Source organism: Micromonospora sp. CA-240977 (assembly GCF_050942285.1).
Lineage (GTDB): Bacteria > Actinomycetota > Actinomycetes > Mycobacteriales > Micromonosporaceae > Micromonospora.
Genome location: NZ_CP192055.1, coordinates 5,513,262 through 5,534,943 on the forward strand (window position 1 = coordinate 5,513,262; position 21,682 = coordinate 5,534,943).

Genomic DNA, 21,682 nt, shown 5'->3' on the forward strand with positions numbered 1-21,682 from the left:
CGACCGCCCGCGTGCCCGGCGCACACCCAGCGACCGGCGGATGGCCACGGAAGCCACCGAGACGCGATTACGGATGCGACCGCCGCCGAGATCCGCACGAAAGAATCTGAATCTTGGACACTTTCCGTTCCGCGCTGACGAAAACTGTCCAAGATCTACAGTCTCACGCGGACGGTCGGCGTACCCGGAAAGATCCGGACGTGACGGCGGCCCGGCGCGTCCTGCCTTGTCGTTCGGCGCGTCGGGTCCCGACCGCGACGTGTGGTAACACCGGTGGCGCACCATCAATGACGTGGACACGGTGTCGGACTGGCTGCGGGTGGTGTGGGGCTGGCTCAACCCCGCCGAGACGCTGACGAGCTTCCTGTTGGCGACAGTGGCCGTCTCGGCGGCGGCGACCCGACTGATGCGCCAACTGCGGCGCGGGGCGCCGGAGGAGCGCTACCGCCGCTGGTTCGTCGAGGAGTACCGGGTGTACAACCCGTACCTGGCGGCGCCGGAGACCCTACGACTGGAGCGGACCCTGGTGCCGCTGTTCGTCACCGAGGAGGGACGGTCGGACCGGATCGCCGACGCCGGGCGACGGATCGCCGACCGGAACAACCACGTCGTGCTGCTCGGCGACGCGGGGTCCGGCAAGACCACGATGCTCAAGGCGTTCGGGATCGCGGCACTGGGCGGCGTCGACGGTCGAGGTGGCACCGGGCGGGGCCGGGAGGTGCCGTTCCTCGTGCCGGTGCGGCTGCTTCGCGGCATCGGACAGGCCGGCGCGCTGACCGAGCACATCCTCGGGGTGCTGCGGTCGCGGAAGGGACTGGCACTGACCAAGGAGGAAGCCCAGCAGTTCCTCGCGCAGACGTTGCAGCAGGAGCGGTGCGTCGTGCTGCTCGACGGGCTGGACGAGGTGACGCCGACCGCGTACTCGGCCGTCCGCGACGAGGTGTACCGGTTTCTCAGCGACCACACGCCGGAGCTGCCGACCGCCAATGCCCGGATCGTGATCACCTGTCGGCGGCTCACCTTCCTGCGGATCGCCGACGACTGGCAGCCGGAGCGGTTCGGGGCGCACCGCAGCTACGCGCTGGCGCCACTGCGGGACACCGAGATACTCGCCTACCTGCGGGCCTTTCCGGATCGGTTCCCGGACGTCGACGGGCCGCAGCGGTTCATGGCGCAGCTACGGGTGTCGGGCACGCTGGGCCTGCACCGCAATCCGCTGGTCCTCTCGATGTCGATCGGCCTGTACGCGGGCCGGAAGTTCCCCGCCATCGCCCACTCGACGGCGCGGCTGTACGACGAGATGATCGACGAGATGCTCGGCCGACACAGCTTCCGGGCCGACGGGCTCGCCACCGGCGTGAACGAGTTCGACCAGGCCGACAAGCTGCGCGTGCTGCGGGAGTTCGCGCTGCGCGCGGCGCTCGGTCCGCAGGGGTTCGGACCATTCGACCGGGCGGCGCTCGCCGACTTCGTGTCGGCCACGGGCGACCGCCTTCGGCAGAACCTGAACGGCCGTGCCGACGACTTCGTCGACGAGATCATCGACCGGTCCGGTCTGCTCAGCCCGGTCAGCGACGGGCAGTACGAGTTCGTGCACCGCTCGTTGCAGGAACATCTGGTCGCCTCCGAGTTGCTGCGGCAGAGCGACGAGGGGCTGCGGCTGCTGCGGGAGCGGGCCATGGAGCGCGAGTGGCGTCGGGTGGTGCTCTTCTACACGGCCACCGCGGACCAGTCCGTCGTCACCGGCTTCATCGGGGAGCTGGCCGAGATCGACCCGATCCTCGCCTGCGCCTGCGTGGCGGGGGCGGACTGCCTCAACCCGGTCGGGTTCGCCGTCCTGGAGCGGATGGCCGCGCCCCTGCGCGACCCGAGGCCGCCGGTGATGCTCTCCGCACTGGCAGCCGTGCTGAGCGCCACGGCGTCACCCCGGGCGGCGATCCGCGACGCCGCCCGCGACCAGGCCTTCACCTGGCTGACGAAGGTCGCCGGCGAGGCCGACGCCGCGGACGCCCTCGGCGGCACCCACGAAACGCTGCTCGACGTGATGACGATGCTCGTGGAACGGCTGGGCGAGAGTTCCGTGAGCCGGTCCATGGTGGTCCGGCTGGTGGGCGTCGTACCCGACGATCCACGGTTCGTCGAACCGTTGTGGCGATGCCTGCGCACCGCGGAGGGAACGACCCCCGACGACCACTCGCTGGTGCCGCTCATCGACCGCCTGGTGCGACTCGCCACCGATCCGGCCTGTTTCGCGGCGTTGCAACGTCAACCGGCCGCGCACCCACGCTTCGCCACCGCGCTCCTCCGCCAGCAGGTGTATCCGTTCCGGCGGGGACTGGACCGACAGTCGAACCTGGTGACGCTGCTGTGCTGGGCACAGGAGGTCGACCTGGACGCGCCGGACGTCAACCGCTTCCTGACGGCAAAGGCCACCGACCCGGTCCGCTGGGCCAGCCTCGAAGCGGACTGGCGTCGCCGCGGCGCCTCGGTCGTCGTGCCGGTGTTCGGGGCGCACCGGGTCGACCGCCACCCCACCGAGCGGGCGACGGGCGCGTTGCTGACAGTGCTCTCGGTGGCGGCGCTCGGCGCGGTCGGCTGGGATCTCACGCGACCGGACGAAGTGCTCGGCCTGGCCGGCGGCATCACCACGGTCCTGCTCGCGGCGGCGGAGTTGGCGTTGGCGCTGACCATGCTCGGGCTACAGCCGCGGATCGCGGTTCGGGGCGTACGGGTGTGGCAATCCAACGAGTGGATCGACGCCTACGACGACCCCCGCAGCCGACACTGGCTGGTGCCCGACACCGGCGAGGGGCCCGGCCTCACCGGGTGAGATAGGGCGCCGCGTCGGCCGGCAGTCGAGGCGGCGTCTCGCCCATCTGCCGGTACATCACGGCCTTGCCGGTGGCCCGACCGTCGATGTCGGCCCGTTCGCCGAACGTCAGGGTGCCGGTCGCGCCGACGATCTCGTGCGCCAGTGCGAGGTTGCTGAACTGGGTCTGCACGCCGTCGGCTGTGGGTATGTTGTCGCGCCCGACGGCCATCCGGATCGCTCGCACGGCACTCGCGACGGCGTCGTGGTACATCACCGCGTACCCGTCGTCCAGCGTGTCGGCCGGATATTTCTCCTCGTCGCGGTAGACCTTGAGGAAGTCCGCGAAACCAGCCGGCGTGCCGGGCCGGTTCCTGGTCCAGGCCGGCGCGTCCGCCGAGGAGGCCCAGATGACCGACACGTTGGCGGCGTCGAGCAGGGTCACCTGTTGCAGGGAGAGCTGAAAGCCGGTGGCACCGACCATGATGGTCAGCGGATCACTGCGGCAGATCCGTTCCTTCAACGCCTCGGCGAAACTCGGGAAGTCGGCGACCCGGCCGGCGAAGAACACCATCTGGAGTTTCTTGGCCTTGTTCCCGTTGTTCACCGCGCTGCACAGGTTCCGCACGATGGGGTCAAAGACCCGCGGCATGGCCGGGTTGCCGACCGTGCCACCGGTAAACGACTGCGCGGGGTATTTGACGTAATCCTTCAGCACACTGGTGAAGGCCGCCGTCAGCGTCCGCGGATAGGGGTCGTCGTTCCGGTCGTGCACGACGATTCCGTTGCGGGGAAGCGTCTCGGGATTCTTGTCCAGCAGATCCTTCACCGCCATCGCGTAGTCGATGTTGCTCGGGGACACGCTGTGAAACGTCGGGAAATCGGCAGCGGTGAGGCTGGTCGCGGAGGTGACGGCGCCGACCATGGGGATGCCCCGCTTCGACAACGCCGCGGCCATCTTCTCGGTGCCCGTGAAGCTGGAGCCCAGACCCGCGACGGCCACCACCGGATGCTCGGCGTCGCCCAGCGCCACGATCCGCTCCACAAGCGATTCGTCGAACGGCTGACCGCTGCCCTGATTGACAGGGAGCAGTTGCACGGCAGGGGCGTTCTTGTCGCCGAAGGCCGCCGAGGTGTTGGCCCGACGCAGGGCCACGTACGCGCCCTGGAGGCTGAACCTGACCTGGTCGAGGGACATCGCCGACGCGGCGGGCGCCGGGGCGACGCTCATCGGCGTCAGCAGCACCACCCGGACGTACCGGGGTTGGCCCTCGACCTCCCGATTCATGGCGAGGATCTTCCCGGTGACCTCCCGGATGGTGCCATCGAGCCTGGAGATGTCGGTGACCGGGCCGAGGCACTCTCTCGTGTCGGTGTCGACGACTCCCTCGCAACCGTCCGCGGCGGGCGCGGCCGAACGCGAGGGAGTCGGCTGCGGCTCCGGCGGATCGACGATTTTGTAGACGAGGTAGCCGACCGGAACGAGCAGCGCGAGGGCGATCACCCCGGCGAGCACGAGCCGTAGCGTATTCATTCCAGTCGGACGGCGCACCGAACCACCTCCGTGAAATACAAGCTGCCCGGGACGCAATTACTGTCACCCGACGCGAATCATTCACACGTTCATTCATCGGCGTGGCGATCTGCCAGCAGACGGGACACTATCCCACCATCGACCACACCCGAGGAACTGTTGCGGTTGAGTCGTTTAGCTGACTCGACGCGAGGCGGTCATCAGCGCAGGCCGCGTACCAGTAACAGATAGGCGCAGTAGGCCATCGGCACCAGCAGAAAACAGATCAGGAATCCCAACGGCAGATATCGCGGCGGGGTGCCCGCGACCATGGCCGGCCGCCCCCACCGGCCCAGCACCAGGTACCCGCCGAAGAACGCCACCGCCGGCAGCCCCGCGCAGATCCACGCGCCGAGGGTGAACCCGTCCACCAGGCCCACGCCCGAGGCGAGCACCAGGACCAGCATGACCACCCCGGCAGCAGCCCCGCAGCCGGCGTAGACGGCGACCGCCCGCGCCAGCGGTGACCACGTCGGCAGGAGCGCCGGCCGCTGGGCCAGCACCTCCGCCTGCTGCCCGTGCCGGTCGGCCTCGTCGGCCATCCGCCGGGCCAACTCCAGCTCCACCACCGGGTCGACCGCCGCCGCCCGCTGCGCCGGCACCCCGGCGCCCGCCGGACTCGCCGCCGTCGGCAGCGCCAGCCGCGCCTCCCCCGCCGGCACCTGGGAGTACGCCCCGACCCCCGCCCGCCCCGGCACGCCGGCTGCGCCGTCGGATGCCCCGTCCCCGGTTCCGGGCGCGGTGGACGGGCCGGAGCCGGCAGCACCGGATTGGCCGGACCCGGCAGCGGAGGCCGAGCCGGAGCCGGACGGTGGTCCGGGCCAGGCGGCGGTCTCGCCCGGATGCCCCGGAGCCGAAGCGGGGCCGGCGGGCGGCGGGGCGACGCCGATCGCGCGGCCGAGCTGGTCGAGGCGCTGCCCCTGGGCGGTCAGCCGCTGGTGCAGGTAGTCGGCGGCGGCGTGCAGGTCACGACGGCGCTCGGACTCGGCGGCGGCGTGCTGCTCCCCGGCCCGGTGCCGCTCGGAGAGCTGTCGGGCCAGCGCCGCGTACTCCTCGAAGGACACCGTCACCGCTCCCCGTCCGGCTCGTGCCCCTCGCCGGCGAACGGGACGATCAGCCGGGTGCGCTGGTCGTGCCGGTCGACAAGCAGCGCCCGGTCGGCGCGGGGTGTGTAGGCCAGGTCGTGCGTCCCGAGGTGCAGGGCCAGCTCGCTCCCCGGCACGTTGAGCGCCACCAGGCAGGCGACGTCGTCGCGGTTCTGGGTGCCGCCGAGGTCGTCGGCGAGCCGGCGCAGCCCACGCCACCAACCGAGCAGGTGCACCCCCTGCCCGGGACCCTGACGCAGGAGGGTGCGCAGGTCGTCCAGGCCGGAGCGGAACGTGCCCGGGTCGGTGGCCCCGAGGACCGGCGCGGCGGCGTCCATCCCGAACACCACCAGGTACTCCCGGCCGGTCGGCTCGGCGGCCAGCGCGGCGATGCGCTCGCGCAACCCGTCGGCGTCGAGGCGTCGCACCGCGTGGCCGGCGGCCCGCAGGGCCGTCTCGGTGTCGTCGGCGACATCGGCGGCGGCGCTGACCAGGGACGCCACCTGGAACCGGACGTCGCCGGGGTGGTGCTGGCGGGCCAGGCTCAGCGTCGCGGCGCGCAGCACGTCCGCGCCGGCCGGTGCGGTGCCCACCACGGCGAGGTGCCGGCCGGGGGTGGCGTCCATCAGGAACAGCGCGGTGGTGCCGTGCACGTCGACCGTCCGGCCGACCAGGGCCATCGGACGCCGGCCACCGGGGCGCAGCCCGGCGAAGGTGGGGTCGTCCTCGACCCGCGCGGCTTCGTACCCCTTGAAGACCGCCGGTGCCCGCGCGCCCGCCGGCCGGGCCTGCCACAGTTCGTGGCGCAACGCGGCCAGATCCGCCGCCGCGGCGTGCGCGTCGGGGAAGCGCAGCACCGTGTCGGCGCCGACCGCCCCGGCGGCGGTGTTGACCACGGCGGAGCCGATCGGCAGGGCCGCGGCGGCGGTGTTGAGCTGGTCGAGCACCCCGCCGCCGCCGGGCAGTGCCACCCGCAACGCGAACTGCCCGAAGATCGCCTCGGCCCGTCCGTAGAGGGCCTCGATGCCGGTCATGCTCTGGCTGGCCAGCACCAGGTGGATGCCGTACGAGCGGCCCTTGCGGGCCAACTCCTCCAGCAGGTCCACGGAGTCCCGGGCCAGCGCGTCGTTGCCGGCGAGCAGCACCTGGAACTCGTCGATCACCGCCACGATGCGCGGCAGCGGATTGTCCCGGGGCAGGTCGGCGAGTTTGGTGACGCCGTGCCGCTTCAGCGCGGTGGCCCGGCGTTGCGCCTCCCGGCGCAGCTCGCGGAGGACGGCGAGACCGTACTCGCGGTCGGACTCGATGCCGACGGCACGGGCGTGGGGCAGCCAGGACGGGTCCCGACTCGTGGGCACGAACTCGGTGAAGCTCACGCCCTCCTTGAAGTCGAGCAGGTAGAGCTGCAACTCGGCAGGCGAGTACCGGGCGGCCAACCCGTAGAGGACGTCGAGCAGGAAGACCGTCTTGCCGGCGCCGGTGCGCCCGCCGACCAGCCAGTGCGGGGTGGCGTCGTCGAACGCGAGCGTCAGCGGGGTGTCGACTGTCGACGCGGTGCCGCCGGCCCGACCGATCACCGTACGCAGGCCGTTTCCGGCGGACTCGGCCCAGCGCCGCTCGGGCAGCAGGTCGGTGAAGGGCAGCGCGTCGGAGCGGCGGGCGGCGGCGGCCAGGTGGTCGGCGAGCGCGCGTACCGACGCGGACGGCGGATCGCCGTCGAGCAGCACGGGAGCGGCGAGACCGCTGCCGTCGGCGCTGAACGGGCTGCCGGGCGGGTCGCTGACGTGGGCGTACCCCTGGTCGAGCCGGACCGCGGTGGTGCCGCCCAGCGGCGTCGGGGTCTCGCCCGGCAGCCGGGACGGGTGGCCGGCGAGCAGCACGCAGACGGCGGCGGCCGGGCCGGCATGGGTGAGCGCGGCGAGCCGGGCCAGCTCACGCGGCGGTGGCGCGGCGGTGGCGACCACCACCAGCAGGTGCCGGGCGGCGGACGGGGCGTGCTGCGCCGCGCGGGCGTGCCGCTCGGCGTCGTCAAGCAGCGCGGCCACCTCGGCCTCGCCGGTCGCCGGCGGGTTCAGCACACCGGCGTCGAGCAACGGGCGCAGCGGACCGAAGGTGGCGCCCACCGCGGCGGTGTCGATGCCGGCGACCCGGACCTGACCGGGCGGCGCGGTGGCGACCAGCCGCAGCACCAGCGCCCGCAACAACCCGGCGACCTGCGGGTCCCGGACATCGGCGTCCAGCGCCAGGTGGTGGCCGCCGCCGAGCGGGACCAGCACCGGGAAACCGCCGTCCGGGGTGGACGCCGCACCGATCCGTACCGCTGTCGGCTCGTTGGTCAGCGGCGTGACGCCCGGCGCGGGAGTGGCAAGGGCCCCGCCGAGGTGGGCGAGGCGGGCCACCAGCTCGGCGGCACCGGTCGGCGCGACGGGCGCCGGGGCCGTGCCGAGGGCCCCGCGGGCGGCGTCCAGGTGAACCCGAGCCGCCCGGTGGGCGTTGACCGCCTGCCCGTACGCCGACGCGAGCCTGCCCAACCTCTGCCCCCAACGCCAACGGCCGTCTGGTCTCAGGAACCCTAACGGACACCGGCGACAACCGGACAGTCCTACGCGGACGTGTCACGCCGGACCACACGCCGCCGGGGTGGACGCGTCGGCCGCTCCACAGCGGAACACCTCCACCGGCGCGGTCGCCACGTCGGGCACCTGCTCCACCCGCATCAGCGCCAGCCGCTTGTCCACCGGCTCACCCGAGTCGGGGGTGAACCGGATCAGCCCGGCGACCCCCGGGTAGCCCTGGCCGGCGTTCTGCCGGAGCACCTCGGCGTGCACCCCGACCGGGTTGACCGAGGTCGGCTCCCAGCGTTGCCGCGGGTCGGCGTGGTGCAGCCGGGCGGCGAGGCTCTCCACCGCCCGGACCATCATCATCGCCGCGTCGTAGGCGAGGCTGACCCGCTCGCCGACCTGCCGCTCGGAGCCCGGTCGGCAGCGCGGCGGGTCGAGCAGGTCGTCGGCCTGGATCCAGGACAGGAAGCTGGCTCGGGCGTCGTCGCGCCGGTCCTGCGCCGCCCGCAGCGCGGCGCAGGTGGCCAGCGCGGCCTTCGAGACGTACGTGACCGGCAGGTTGCCGGGCGCGGCGGCGCGCAGCCCCGGGTTCGCCATGTAACGGTTCGCCGAGTCGTCGGCGACCAGGTGTTGGGGCGGGTTGGCGCCACACTCGCGCAGCGCCCGCAGGAAACCGTCGAACTCCGTCCACCGACCCGCGTAGAACAGCAGACCCGGGTAGCCGCACTCGCCGGTCAGCCGCTGACCGGTACGCCACTCTTCCAGGCGCGTGATCCGGGCACCGAACCGTTGCCGAAGCCCGTCGACGAGCGTGTTCACGTACAGGTCCTCGGTGAGCGAGCTGCCCTCCAGAGTCGTGTAGTAGACGTGCGCCTCGTCGACCCTCAGCACCTGTTGGGCGTACGCGTCGACCATCTTCACCTGGTCGACGTTGGGCGCGGAGATCTGCAGGTAGAGGCGGGAGTTGGCGTCCATCTTGTCCGCCGACAGGGTGGGCGCCAGCACCGGCAGCCCGACCCGGTTCAGCTCGCGCAACGCTCGGGCCGTGCTGGTCCGACTCCCCACAAGCCCGACCACGCCGAGCACCGTTGGGTCGTCCCGGGCCAGCTCGGCCAGCATCGCCACCGCCCGGTCGGCGTAGCTCATCTGCCGGCCACCGTTGGCCACCACGATCCGCAGCAGCGCGGCGCCGTCGGCGCCGGCCGACTCCTTCAGCAGCGCGTACTGGGCGGTCGCCATCCCCTCCAGCTCCTCCCGCTCGGAGACGTACGACTCCTCGTCGGCGCGGGTCCGGTTGCCGGTCAGCGTGCCCAGGTAGACCAGGGTGAGGAACGGTCGGCGTCGGTCGCTGCGCTGCCAGACCTCCTCGGCGGCCCGGTTCTGCGCGAAGATGCGCCGCTGGATGGTCCGCAGCCCATCCTGGCCGGGGTCGTTGTTGAACACCTGCGCCGCGCTGTCGCTGTAGCCGACACACTCCCCGCTGCCGACCACCTCGACCGAGACCCGGCCACCGGTCAGCGAGGGGTGACAGCCCGGCCCCCACCGGCTGCCCACCCACACGCCGCCGGTTGCCAGCAGCACCAGGCAGAGCGCCGCCGGCAGGAAGCGGCGCGACCACCAGGGCGGGTCGGGCGCGGAGAACGGTCGCATTCCGCCCCGCGACGGTGGGCCGGCATCGGTGTCGTCGGGCCGCAGCGCCACCAGCCAGGCGGCCGGGCGGCGCAGCCGCCGCATCTCCGGCAGCGCCTCGGCCCACTCGTCGTACGCCTCGTCGGCCTCGGTCAGCGGGTGCGGTTCGGGCAGTTCCGGTGGGGGTTGCCCGCCGGAGACGACGATGAGCAGCGGGTCGTTGCGGCCCGTCTCGGTGCGGACGTCGCCGATCAGGCGGACCAGTTCGCCGCCGACGTTGCCGGGCGCGACGTGGTCGAGCAGCAGCGCCGGATACGCGGTGCGCCGCCAGTCCGACGGACGCCACGGCCGACGCCGGTACGCCTGCCGCAGGTCCTCCAGGAACGCGTGCAGCAGCAGTTTGTTGACCTGGTCGGGCTGCTCGCCGTCGCGCCATCCGGCGGTGAGGCGCTCGGCGAAACCGAGGAACGTGACCGACTGCCGGGGGGCGAGGTACTGCTGGCGCATGAACCAGTTGTAGTGCCGCCCGAGCACCGGCACCCGGCCCGAGACGGCGGCCCGGAAGACCACGCTCGGCACGGCACGGCGGACCAACCAGAGCAACACCTGCGAGACGATGCTGACCGCGTCACCACCGGAGGGCAGCGCCTCCGGGGTACGTGTCCCCCGGCGATCCCGCAGCCGGCGTACCAGGGCCGCCCGGCTGTCGTCGGCGTCGGTGCCGAAGCTGAGGCTCTGGTGCATCAGCCAGTCGGCGAGCGGGTAGTGCCGGAAGCGCAGCCGCGCGGCGCCGAACGCCTCCAGGGAGAGCTGCCGGTGCAGCTCGCGCAGCAGCGCCGGCACGTCCCCGGCGCCCGGTGGCGCGTCGGCGTCCAACACGGCGTGCGGCACTCGCCGCCGGGGCCCCTGGCCGAGGAATCGGCGCAGCGGCACCATCAGATCCGAGGTGTCGGAGCGGACCAGCCAGAGCAGCGGCAGTCTCCGGTCACCGCGGCGGGGTCGCCGCAGCAGCCGGGCGAGCAGCGCGAAGAACTCCAGCCCGCCGGCCGGCAGCCGGTCCCGGCCTGCGGCCGACTGTCGCTGGCCGATCAACTCCCGCTTGGGCACCTCGGATCGCGGCACGCGTCACCTCCGATCCACACAGTGTGACCTTGCGGCGCAAGGCACGCCAGGGACCGGCGACCGGCCGTCCATCGGGGACGCTGACGACCGGCCGGGCGCGGCAGGCCGGCGACGCTCACCGTTGTCGATTAGGTTTGCGTGGCGAACACCCGATGGAGGGAGTCCACCCCGTGCGACGAATGTTCACGGCGGCCACCGCCGCCCTGACCCTCACCACCGCCGGCACCATGCTCGCCGGCACGCCCGGCCAGGCCGCCCCGACAGGCTGGGGCCGACCCGTCGTCACCGCCGCGCCGCAACCCGGCGCGCCCGGCCTGGGCGACACCTACTTCCCCGACTACGGCAACGGTGGCTACGACGTCGAGCACTACGACGTCCGGCTGCGCTACGACCCGGCGTCCGACCGGCTCAGCGGCACCACCACGATCCTCGCCACCGCGACGCAGGACCTCTCGGCGTTCAACCTGGACTTCCTGCTCGACGTCGAGTCGGTACGGGTCAACGGGTGGGCGGCGAGCACCAGCACAGCGGGTGCGCACGAGCTGGTGGTCACCCCGGCCCGCACGGTGACCCGGGGCCAGCAGCTCACCATCGTGGTGCGCTACGCCGGCATCCCGTCGGAGACCCTGGTCGGCGGCTACACCGGCTGGACCCGGACCGACGACGGGGCGATGGCGGTCAACGAGCCCGAGTCGGCGTGGTGGTGGTTCCCGAGCAACGACCACCCACTGGACAAGGCCACCTTCGACATCTCCGTGTCGGTGCCCACCGGCGTCGAGGTCATCAGCAACGGCGTGCAGCCGAGGCCGCCGGCGGCCGAGGCCGGCAACCGCACCCGGTGGATCTGGCGGACCACCTCGCCCACCGCCCCCTATCTGGCCTTCATGGCCATCGGGCAGTACGACATCGTCACCGACACGACCCCCGGCGGCCAGCCGGTGGTCAACGCGTACAGCACCTCGCTGGGTTCGCTCGGGCCGGCCGCGCGGGCCAGCATCGAGCGGACCGCCGAGATCGTCGACTGGGAGAGCGGGATCTTCGGCCCGTACCCGTTCGAGGCGCAGGGTGGCGTGGCCGGCCCGGTCGACGGCATCGGCTTCGCGCTGGAGACGCAGACCCGACCGGTGTACGGGCCGGGCTTCTGGCGGCGCGGCGCCAACACCTACGTGGTGGCGCACGAGAACGCCCACCAGTGGTTCGGCGACTCGGTCTCGGTGGCCGAGTGGCGCAACATCTGGCTCAACGAGGGTTTCGCGTCGTACGCCGAGTGGCTCTGGTCCGAGGAACAGGGCGAGGGCACCGCGCAGGAGGTGTTCGATTTCACCTACGCCAGCTACGCGGCCGACAGCGAGTTCTGGCAGGTGTTGCCCGGTGACCCGGGCGCGGACCGGGTCTTCGACGACGCCGTCTACGACCGGGGCGCGATGACCCTGCACCAGCTGCGGCTGGCCGTCGGCGACGACGCGTTCTTCGAGATCCTGCCGGCGTGGACCGCCGAGCACCGCTACGGCAACGGCACCATCGAGCAGTTCCAGGCACTCGCCGAGAAGATCTCCGGGCTGGACCTGGACGACCTGTTCACGACCTGGCTGTTCACCGCCGGCCGACCCGACGTGGCCAGCGCCGCACGCAAGGCCGCCCCGCCGGCCGAACCGAAGTCCTGGGCCAAGATCCGCGAGTCGCACCACCTGCTGTCGCACTAGGAGTTGGTGTCGACCGGAAGCGCCCGCCGCCCGCGCGGTGGGCGCTTCCGGCCGCCCGGCGCCCCACCACCGCCGCCCCACTCCCCCGACGCCCGACCCGTGCCAGCGCCCCACTCCCCCGGCACCCCCACCACCGCCGCCCCGCTCCCCCGCCGCCCGACCGTGCCGCCGCCCCACTCTCCCGATGCCCGACCGCGCCAACGCCCCACTCCCCGGCACCCGACCGTGGCAACGCCCCCACTGTCCCCGGGAGCCCGCTACCCCGAAGCCATGCCGGCCCGACCACTCCGGTGCTTGCCTGTAGAGCTGCCCCAGCAATGGGGCAAGCAGACGGTGGAGCACGCAGACGGTGGGGCACGAAGACAGCCGGGCACGCGAACAGCCGGGCACGCAGACCACGGGGCACGCAGACCCGTGGGGCGAGCCGGCATCGGGCGAGCCGCCATCGGGCAAGCCGCCATCGGGCAAGCCGCCATCGGGCAAGCCGCCATCGGGCAAGCCGCCATCGGGCAAGCCGCCATCGGGCAAGCCGCCATCGGGCAAGCCGCCATCGGGCAAGCCGCCATCGGGCAAGCCGGCAGCCGGACAACGCTCGAGGCCCGCTGCCCCATAACTGGGGCAGCTCTACAGGGGACCGATGAGGTGTTACTCACCCGCCCGGCCGGCTACCGGCGACTCCCGATCACGGAATGGCGGGGGCAACTGTCGCATCGGCCGTGCTCGCCTCGATGGCGCGGATGTGCCGGTAGGCGAACCAGAGCGGCGGGAACGCTCCGACCGCGAAGGACAGGTCGATGAGCGTCCAGAACCAGGGGATGTCCCGGATCGGGCCGCAGATCAACGCCAGTGGGACGATGCCCGCGCAGGCGATCATGCCGACCTGCACGACCCAGACGTTGCGCACCGGGTCGCGCAGCGGCCCCCAGAACGCCACCGCCAGCACCAGGTGGGCGAAGGCCAGCCAGTCGGTGCCGTAGAGCAGGAACGGGTAGTCCTCGCCGGCCGTCACCAGGCCGGTGTGCACCCGCTCGATCCACTCGACAAGGGCGGGCAGTTGGCCAGCAAGCGGGTCCAGTGCGCGCAGCAGCCAGCGCACCTCGATCTCCAGCGGAAAAGCGGTGGCACCGCTCAGGAAAAGCCCGATCAGCACGATCCACAGCCATCGGCGGGTCCGCCGTAGGCGCTCCTCGACGTCCATGATCGCAGCGTAACGATGATCTTCGTGTCGTCCTGCCCCGTGCGCCGGCCGCCGGGGGTGACCGCTGTCTCAGCGACGCGCCGCCGGCCCGGCAGTGGCCAACTCCCCGAGCCGGGACGCGCCCAACCCCACCCCGGCGGGCGCGATGACACAGACCGCGCCGGTGGGCCGGACGATGCGGGCAGCCCGGAACGCCGCTCGCCGTACCGGATGACGGGGCCGGGGCGCGACCAGCGCGAGGCCCGCGCGGGCGCGCTGGCGGTCCAGGGCTACGGCCGCCGCCACCGTGGCGATCGCGGCGGTGGATCCGGCGAGCACGAGCGTCTGGCGCGGCCCGGCGTGTTCGGCGAGCCAGCCGAGCAGTGGAGCGCCGACCGCGGCCGAGACCGAGCCGGTGACCGCCAGCGCGGCGAGCACCCGGCCCCGCATCGCGCCGTCGGTGTCGAGTTGGGCGCGGGTGCCGACGGTGGTGTCGATGACCACCGCGGCGGCGGCGATCGGCAGGATCATCGCGGCGAAGCTCCAGGTTCCCGGTGCCAGGCCGGCGACGATCTGCAGCCCGCTGGCGAGCAGACCCGCCGCGACCAGGGTCCGGTAGTCCAGGGAACGCCGGCGGGCGGCGACGAGCGCGCCCAGCACGGTACCGACAGCGAACACTGTCGACAGGACGCCGTAGCCGGACGCGCCGCCGTGCAGCGGTCCGTCGCTCATCGCGGCCATCGTCACCTGGTAGTTGCGGCCCAGGCTGCCGAGCACGAACGACAGGGCGAGCGCGAGGAGCAGCACCGGCTGCCCGCGCAGGTAGGCGAAGCCGGCGCGGACGCCGTCGTGGGACCGTGCGTCGTGCGGTGCCGACGCCACCGGCGGGGTTCCCGGACGTACGGCGAACAGCGCCACCACCACGGCGGCGAAGCTCGCCGCGTTGATGCCGAACAGCAGGGCGGGCCCGACGGCGGCCACCACGACGGCACCGAGGCTCATGCCGAGGATGCGCCCGGCGGAGTTGGTGAGCGACCCGAGCGCCAGGGCGTTGCCCAGCGTCTCCCGGTCGACGAGGGTGGCGGCCCAACGACCCATCACCGGGCCCTCGATCGCCGAGACGGCACCGGTGCCCAGGGAGATCGCGAAGATCAGCGGCAGGCCGCCCACCCCGGTCAGGGCGACCGCCGCCAACCCGGCGGCGAGCGCCGCGTGGGCCACCTGGGCGGCGATCAGCAGCGGACGGGCGGGCAGCCGGTCGGCCAGCACACCGCCCCACACGCTGAGCAGCAGCGTGGGCGCCGCCTGGAGCAGCACGGCGAAGCCCATGGACGTCGCGGAGCCGGTTTCCTTGAGGACGTACCAGTTGACCCCGAGGACCTGCATCCAGGTGCCGATGACCGAGACGAAGCCAGCGAGCGCCCAGATCCGGTAGTTGCGGTGGCGCAGTGCGGCGAAGGTGGCGCCCTTGGCCACGACGAACCCCCAGCGATCGGCAGCATGATCATTCATGCCGATCGCGGCGCGGTTCGGCAGCCGACAAGTCTTGCCGGCCCAAACCCATTTGCCCACCTCTGTGAGCGGCTTCACCAGCGGGAATGCCCGGTCGGTGCGGCAGCAGACCTGCCGCACCGACCGGACGCCCGCGCCTCAGCGAGCGGCGAGAGCCTGCGCGGCCGGGCCCACCGGGGCCGGCAATGCGCCGACACCGCCCAGATAGCCGTGGATGGCGGCGGCAGCGGCCCGCCCCTCGGCGATGGCCCAGACGATCAGCGAGGCGCCCCGGTGCATGTCACCGGCCACGAACACCCCGTCGGCGTCGGTCTGCCAGTCGTCGCGGGCGTCGACCGCCCCCCGCGGATTGCGGGTCACACCGAACTGGGCCAGCAACGGCTGCTGCTCGGTGCCCTCGAAGCCGATCGCCAGCAGCACCAGATCCGCCGGTAGCTCCCGCTCGGAGCCCGGCACCACCGTGACGACCCGCCGGCCGTCGTGCTTCTCCACAGTCACCTCGGCGATCCGCACCGCCCGCACCTGGCCGGTGCCGTCGTCCACGAACTCCTGCACCGCCACGGCGAAGACCCGCTCGCCGCCCTCCTCGTGCGCCGGGTAGCTGCGCAGGATCCACGGCCAGGTCGGCCACGGGTCCCGTGCCTCGTCGCGCTCCTGCGGCGGCTGCGGGTACAGGTCGAGCTGGTGCACGCCGGCGGCGCCCTGCCGGTGCGCCACGCCGAGACAGTCGGCCGCGGTGTCACCGCCACCGATGATCACCACGTGCTTGCCGGCCGCGTCGATCGGGGTGCCGTCGGGCAGCAGCGCACGCGCCGGCCGGCCCTCGCCGGTGGCCGGAACGCCCGGCTCGCCGCTGGCCGCGGTGGCGACCGCGCGATTCGCCGCGACGAGATGCGCCATCGCCTGGTGTACGCCCCGCAGCGCCCGCCCGGGAGTCTCCGGGGTGTCGCGGCCCTGCAACGCGCCGCAGGCCAACAGCACCGCGTCGTGCTCGGTGCGCAGCTGCTCGGCGGTGACGTCCACCCCGACGTTGACCCCGGTGCGGAAGCGCACCCCCTCGGCGCTGAGCTGGGCCAGCCGGGCGTCGATGTGCCGCTTCTCCAACTTGAAGTCGGGGATGCCGTACCGGAGCAGGCCACCGATCGCGTCGTCCCGCTCGTACACCGTCACCGCGTGACCCGCGCGGGCCAGCTGCTGCGCGGCGGCCAGGCCGGCGGGCCCGGAGCCGACCACGGCGACGGACCGACCCGACGCCGCCGGCACCGGCCGAGGCGCGAACCCGCGCGCCGCGGCGGCGTCGGCGATCTCCACCTCGACCTGCTTGATGGTCACCGGCTGGCCGCCGGCAATGCCGAGGACGCAGGCCGCCTCGCACGGCGCCGGGCAGAGCCGGCCGGTGAACTCCGGGAAGTTGTTCGTGGCGTGCAGCGACTCCACGGCGGCATCCCAGTTGCCGGTGCGGACCAGGTCGTTCCAGTCCGGGATGCGGTTGCCCAGCGGACAGCCGTCGTGGCAGAACGGGATACCGCAGTCCATGCAGCGGGTGGCCTGCTCACGGACCAGCTCCTCGCCGGCCGGCGGGTACACCTCGCGCCAGTCGCTGATCCGCACCGGCACCGGGCGGCGGGCCGGCAGTCGCCGGTCGTAGCGCAGGAAACCGTTCGGGTCAGGCACGTGCCACCTCCTGGGCCGCCACCCGCGGTGCGGGCGGCACCGGCGCGGCGGGCGCGCTGAGCGCGCCCATCACCGCGTCGTCGACGTTGCGGCCGGCGGCTTCGGCGGCCTTCATGATCTCCAGCACCCGGCGGTAGTCGCGGGGCACCACGGCGGTGAACTCGGCGACCGCCTCCGGCCAACGCTTGAGCAGCTCCTCGGCGACCGCCGACCCGGTCTCGGCCACGTGCCGTTGGACCAGCTCGTGCAACAGCGCCTGTTCCTGCTCGCCCAGCGGCATCAGGTCGACCAGCTCCGCGTTGACCCGGGCCCGGTCCAGGTGGTGCACGAACGCGGTGCCGCCGGACATGCCGGCCGCGAAGTTACGGCCGGTCGCGCCGAGCACCACCACAGTGCCGCCGGTCATGTACTCGCAGCCGTGGTCACCGACGCCCTCGACCACGGCGATCGCGCCGGAGTTGCGGACCGCGAACCGCTCCCCTACCCGACCGCGCAGGAAGATCTCACCCGCCGTGGCCCCGTACAGGATGGTGTTGCCGGCGATGATCTGGTCCTCGGCCCGCTGCCCCGGCTCGGCGTCCGGGTCGAGGAACGGCGCGGCGGCGTCCGGACGGACGATGAGCCGCCCACCGGAGAGGCCCTTGCCCACGTAGTCGTTGGCGTCGCCGTGCAGCCGCAGGGTCACCCCGCGCGGCAGGAACGCGCCGAACGACTGCCCGGCCGTGCCGTGCAACACGAACTCGATGGTGTCCTCGGGGAGGCCGGCACCGCCGAAACGACGGGTCACCTCGCCGCCGAGCATCGCGCCGACGCTGCGGTGCTCGTTGCGCACCGCCACCTCGACGCGCACCGGCGCGCCGTCGGACAGCGCCGGAGCGGCCAACGCGATCAGCTCGTTGTCCAGGGCCTGCTCCAGGCCGTGGTCCTGCGCGCGGACCCCTCGTCGGGCCGCGCCGGCGGGCAGCTCCGGCAGGTGCAGGACCGGCGCCAGGTCCAACCCGTGCGCCTTCCAGTGCGTCACCGCCGGGGCCACGTCGAGCAGTTCGGACTGCCCGATCGCCTCCTCTATCGACCGGAAACCCAGCTCGGCCAGGTAGCCCCGGACCTCCTCGGCGAGGAACAGGAAGAAGTTCTCCACGAACTCCGGCGTGCCGGTGAAACGCTCGCGCAGCACCGGATTCTGGGTGGCGATGCCGACCGGGCAGGTGTCCAGGTGGCAGACCCGCATCATCACGCAGCCGGCGACGATCAGCGGCGCGGTCGCGAAGCCGAACTCCTCCGCGCCGAGCAGCGCCGCGATCAGCACGTCCCGGCCGGTCTTGAGCTGGCCGTCGACCTGCACTGTCACCCGGTCGCGGAGCTTGTTGAGCAGCAGTGTCTGCTGCGCCTCGGCCAGGCCCAGCTCCCACGGCGTACCGGCGTGCTTGAGCGAGTTCATCGGAGACGCGCCCGTGCCGCCGTCGTGGCCGGAGATCAGGATGACGTCCGCCTTGAGCTTCGCCACCCCGGCGGCGACGGTGCCGACGCCGACCTCGCTGACCAGCTTGACGTGCACCCGGGCGGCCGGGTTGACGCACTTCAGGTCGTGCACGAGTTGGGCGAGGTCCTCGATGGAGTAGATGTCGTGGTGTGGCGGTGGGGAGATCAGGCCGACGCCCGGCGTGGCGTGCCGGGTCCGGGCGATCCACGGCCAGACCTTGTTGCCGGGCAGCTGACCGCCCTCGCCGGGCTTGGCGCCCTGGGCCATCTTGATCTGGAGGTCGTCCGCGTTGACCAGGTATTCGCTTGTCACGCCGAACCGACCGCTGGCGATCTGCTTGACCGCCGAGCGGCGCTTCGGGTCGTGCAGCCGGTCGACGTCCTCGCCGCCCTCACCGGTGTTGGACTTGCCGCCGAGGCGGTTCATCGCGATGGCGAGCGTCTCGTGCGCCTCCGCCGAGATCGACCCGTACGACATGGCGCCGGTGGCGAAGCGCTTGACGATCTCGGTGGCCGGCTCGACCTCGTCGATCGGCACCGCCGGGCGGACCCCGGTACGCAGGGTGAACAGCCCGCGCAGCGAGCCGGCCTGCGCGGCGAGCGCGTCGACCTTCGCGGTGTACTGCCGGAAGACGTCGTACTGCCGGCTGCGGGTGGCGTGCTGCAACAGGAAGACCGTCTCCGGGTTGAACAGGTGCAGCTCACCCTCGCGGCGCCACTGGTACTCGCCACCGACCTCCAGTCGGGCCGAGGTCGCGGTGCCGGCCGGGGGCCAGGCCAGCGCGTGCCGGGCGGCCACCTCGGCGTGCACGCCCGCCAGGCCGACCCCGCCGATCCGGCTGGGGGTGCCCCGGAAGTAGCGGTCGACAAGCCGGTTGTCCAACCCGACCGCCTCGAAGACCTGCGCGCCGCAGTACGACGAGACAGTCGAGATGCCCATCTTCGACATGATCTTCAAAACGCCCTTGCCGAGCGCCTTGGCGTAGTTGCGCACCGCGGCGGCCGGTGCCACGCCGGCCAGCGCACCGGTGGCGATCATGTCCTCCACCGACTCGAACGCCAGGTACGGGTTGACCGCCGCGGCGCCGTAGCCGATCAGGACGGCCGCGTGGTGCACCTCCCGGCAGTCGCCGGACTCCACGATCAGCGCCGCCTGGGTGCGGGTCTGCTCCCGCACCAGGTGCTGGTGCACGGCGGCGGTGAGCAGCAGCGACGGGATCGGCGCCAGGTCGGCGTTGGAGTCCCGGTCGGAGAGCACCAGGATGCGGACGCCGTCCTCGATGGCCTCGGAGACGTGCCGACAGATCTCGGTCAGCCGCGCCTTGATCCCGGCGGCGCCCTCGCGGATCCGGTACAGCCCGGAGACCCGGACCGCCTTGAAGCCGGGCAGGTCGCCGTCCTCGTCGATGGAGAGGATCTTGGCCAGCTCGTCGTTGTCGATCACCGGATGCGGCAGCACGATCTGCCGACAGCTGGCCGCGCCCGGGTCGAGCAGGTTGCCCTCCGGCCCGATCGTCGACGCCAGGCTGGTCACCAACTCCTCGCGGATGGCGTCCAGTGGCGGGTTGGTGACCTGGGCGAAGAGCTGGTGGAAGTAGTCGTAGAGCAGTCGCGGCCGGGTCGACAACGGCGAGATCGGGGTGTCCGTGCCCATCGAGCCCAGCGGCTCGGCGCCGGTGCGGGCCATCGGCGCGAGCAGGATCTTCAGCTCCTCCTCGGTGTAACCGAAGGTCTGCTGCCGGCGGCGCACCGAGTCGTGCGTGTAGACGGTGTGCTCGCGGGCCGGCAGGTCACCCAGCTCGATCAGCCCGGCGTGCAGCCACTCCGCGTACGGCTGGGCGGCGGCCAACTCGGACTTGATCTCCTCGTCGTGCACGATCCGGCCGGCCACGGTGTCGACAAGGAACATCTTGCCCGGCTGGAGCCGCCCCTTGGCGACCACGTGGGCCGGGTCGAGGTCGAGCACGCCCGCCTCGGAGCCGAGCACCACGAGCCCGTCGTCGGTCTGCCACCAGCGACCCGGGCGCAACCCGTTGCGGTCCAGCACCGCGCCGACGATCTCGCCGTCGGTGAAGGCCACCGACGCCGGCCCGTCCCACGGCTCCATCAGGCTGGCGTGGAAGCGGTAGAACGCGCGCTTGGCCGGGTCCATCCCGGGGTCGTTCTCCCAGGCCTCGGGGATCATCATGAGCACCGCGTGCGGCAGGCTCCGCCCGGCCAGGTGCAGCAGCTCCAGGACCTCGTCGAAGTTCGCCGAGTCGGAGGCGGCGGGGGTGCAGACCGGGAAGACCCGCCGGATGTTGCCCGGCACGTTCGGCGAGCGCAGGAGCGCCTCGCGGGCCTGCATCCAGTTGCGGTTGCCCCGGATCGTGTTGATCTCGCCGTTGTGGGCGATGAACCGGTACGGGTGCGCCAGCGGCCAGGACGGGAAGGTGTTCGTGGAGAAGCGGGAGTGCACAAGCGCGATCGCGCTGTCCACCCGCTCGTCACGCAGGTCCGGGTAGAACGCCGGCAACTGGTCGGGGGTGAGCATGCCCTTGTAGACCATCGTCCGGCTGGACAGCGACGGGAAGTACGCCGGCACGCCCCGCTCGGCGGTCTCCCGCTCGGCCTGCTTGCGCAGGCAGAACGCCACCCGGTCCAGCTCGATGCCGTTCAGCGCGGAGCCGGCCGGGCCGGCGGGCGAGTCGGTGAGCCGGCGCGCGGCCACGAAGACCTGCCGGACCCGGGGCATCGCCGCCAGGGCGGTCTCGCCGAGCCCTTCCGGGTCGATCGGCACCTCCCGCCAGCCGAGCACCTCGGCACCCTCGACCAGCGCGTACTTCTCGACCACCTGCCGGGCACGCGCCTCGCCAGCGTCGTCGTCGGGGAGGAAGACCAGCCCGGTGGCGTACTCACCGGCCGGGGGTAGCGCGACGCCGGCCGCCGCGCGCAGGAACACGTCCGGAACCTGGATCATGATGCCCGCGCCGTCGCCGGTGTTGGGCTCCGCGCCCCGGGCGCCTCGGTGATCCAGGCGGCAGAGCGCGCCGAGCCCGTTGGCGACGACCGCGTGTGAACGGCGACCGTGCAGGTCCGCCACGAAGGCCACCCCGCAGGCGTCGTGCTCCTGCACGGGGTCGTAGAGGCCCTGGGCGGACGGGCGGCCGCCGGGCATCGGGGACGCCTGCGGGCTGTGCGGATGCGGCTGTGTCATTTCCGCGTACGGCTGAGCCACCGGGCCTCCTGTCGTCACTCAGGTTGATCATGATTGGGGACGACGTCGGCCCGTGGGTCTATTGAGTCTACGTTAGGGCCAGGCTCGCACTGCCACCTGAGATTGATCACACCGTCCATAGTCTGGGACGTGTAGTCTCGC

The 21,682-nt window shown here is 72.7% G+C and carries 11 protein-coding genes; 2 read left to right on the plus strand and 9 right to left on the minus strand.

Going from position 1 to position 21,682, the window contains the following annotated elements; genetic code table 11:
• The first annotated feature begins 292 nt into the window (after nt 1–292).
• Nucleotides 293–2,830, plus strand: a complete 2,538-nt coding sequence (locus tag ACQPWW_RS24820) for an NACHT domain-containing protein (RefSeq protein ID WP_433125888.1) — start codon at nt 293–295, stop codon at nt 2,828–2,830.
• Here ACQPWW_RS24820 and ACQPWW_RS24825 read toward each other — a convergent pair.
• From ACQPWW_RS24825 to ACQPWW_RS24840, 4 genes are all read right to left on the minus strand, one after another.
• Nucleotides 2,820–4,325 (minus strand): hypothetical protein, encoded by a 1,506-nt coding sequence (locus tag ACQPWW_RS24825; RefSeq protein ID WP_433125889.1) that lies wholly within the window; start codon nt 4,323–4,325, stop codon nt 2,820–2,822. The two genes, ACQPWW_RS24820 and ACQPWW_RS24825, sit on opposite strands and share 11 nt — an antisense overlap.
• 218 nt (nt 4,326–4,543) lie before the next feature.
• Nucleotides 4,544–5,446 carry a hypothetical protein gene (locus ACQPWW_RS24830; RefSeq protein WP_433125890.1) on the minus strand — a complete coding sequence of 301 codons (903 nt, stop codon included), beginning with the start codon at nt 5,444–5,446 and terminating at the stop codon, nt 4,544–4,546.
• A gap of 2 nt (nt 5,447–5,448) precedes the next feature.
• The gene (locus tag ACQPWW_RS24835) at nt 5,449–7,998 is read right to left on the minus strand and encodes an FtsK/SpoIIIE domain-containing protein (protein ID WP_433125891.1); all 2,550 of its coding nucleotides are present in this window, start codon (nt 7,996–7,998) and stop codon (nt 5,449–5,451) included.
• Nucleotides 7,999–8,082: 84 nt separating this feature from the next.
• Nucleotides 8,083–10,779 (minus strand): hypothetical protein, encoded by a 2,697-nt coding sequence (locus tag ACQPWW_RS24840; RefSeq protein ID WP_433125893.1) that lies wholly within the window; start codon nt 10,777–10,779, stop codon nt 8,083–8,085.
• 170 nt (nt 10,780–10,949) lie between these two features.
• Here ACQPWW_RS24840 and ACQPWW_RS24845 point away from each other — a divergent pair, with 170 nt between their 5' ends.
• On the plus strand, nt 10,950–12,482 hold the full coding sequence (locus ACQPWW_RS24845; RefSeq protein WP_433125894.1) for a M1 family metallopeptidase: 1,533 nt from the start codon (nt 10,950–10,952) through the stop codon (nt 12,480–12,482).
• A gap of 257 nt (nt 12,483–12,739) precedes the next feature.
• Here the strand turns inward: ACQPWW_RS24845 and ACQPWW_RS24850 are convergent, their stop codons facing one another.
• The 5 genes from ACQPWW_RS24850 to gltB all read right to left on the minus strand — a co-directional run bounded on the left by ACQPWW_RS24850 (nt 12,740) and on the right by gltB (nt 21,520).
• Nucleotides 12,740–13,093 carry a hypothetical protein gene (locus ACQPWW_RS24850; protein WP_433125895.1) on the minus strand — a complete coding sequence of 118 codons (354 nt, stop codon included), beginning with the start codon at nt 13,091–13,093 and terminating at the stop codon, nt 12,740–12,742.
• Between the two features lie 71 nt (nt 13,094–13,164).
• Nucleotides 13,165–13,680, minus strand: a complete 516-nt coding sequence (locus ACQPWW_RS24855; RefSeq protein WP_433125897.1) for a hypothetical protein — start codon at nt 13,678–13,680, stop codon at nt 13,165–13,167.
• 69 nt (nt 13,681–13,749) lie between these two features.
• The gene (locus ACQPWW_RS24860; RefSeq protein ID WP_433125898.1) at nt 13,750–15,171 is read right to left on the minus strand and encodes an MFS transporter; all 1,422 of its coding nucleotides are present in this window, start codon (nt 15,169–15,171) and stop codon (nt 13,750–13,752) included.
• A 138-nt stretch (nt 15,172–15,309) separates the two neighbouring features.
• Nucleotides 15,310–16,845: a glutamate synthase subunit beta gene (locus ACQPWW_RS24865; protein ID WP_433125900.1), complete on the minus strand. Its 1,536-nt coding sequence runs from the start codon at nt 16,843–16,845 to the stop codon at nt 15,310–15,312.
• The gene (gene gltB / locus ACQPWW_RS24870; protein WP_433134544.1) at nt 16,838–21,520 is read right to left on the minus strand and encodes a glutamate synthase large subunit; all 4,683 of its coding nucleotides are present in this window, start codon (nt 21,518–21,520) and stop codon (nt 16,838–16,840) included. The genes ACQPWW_RS24865 and gltB overlap by 8 nt, the downstream gene beginning before the upstream one ends.
• Nucleotides 21,521–21,682: the final 162 nt, after the last annotated feature.

Coding starts and splice junctions, on each gene's coding strand:
- ACQPWW_RS24850 (WP_433125895.1), bottom strand. CDS start 13,093: ATGGGGCAGCGGGCCTCGAGCGTTGTCCGGCTGCCGGCTTGCCCGATG.
- ACQPWW_RS24855 (WP_433125897.1), bottom strand. CDS start 13,680: ATGGACGTCGAGGAGCGCCTACGGCGGACCCGCCGATGGCTGTGGATC.
- ACQPWW_RS24860 (WP_433125898.1), bottom strand. CDS start 15,171: ATGAATGATCATGCTGCCGATCGCTGGGGGTTCGTCGTGGCCAAGGGC.
- gltB (WP_433134544.1), bottom strand. CDS start 21,520: ATGACACAGCCGCATCCGCACAGCCCGCAGGCGTCCCCGATGCCCGGC.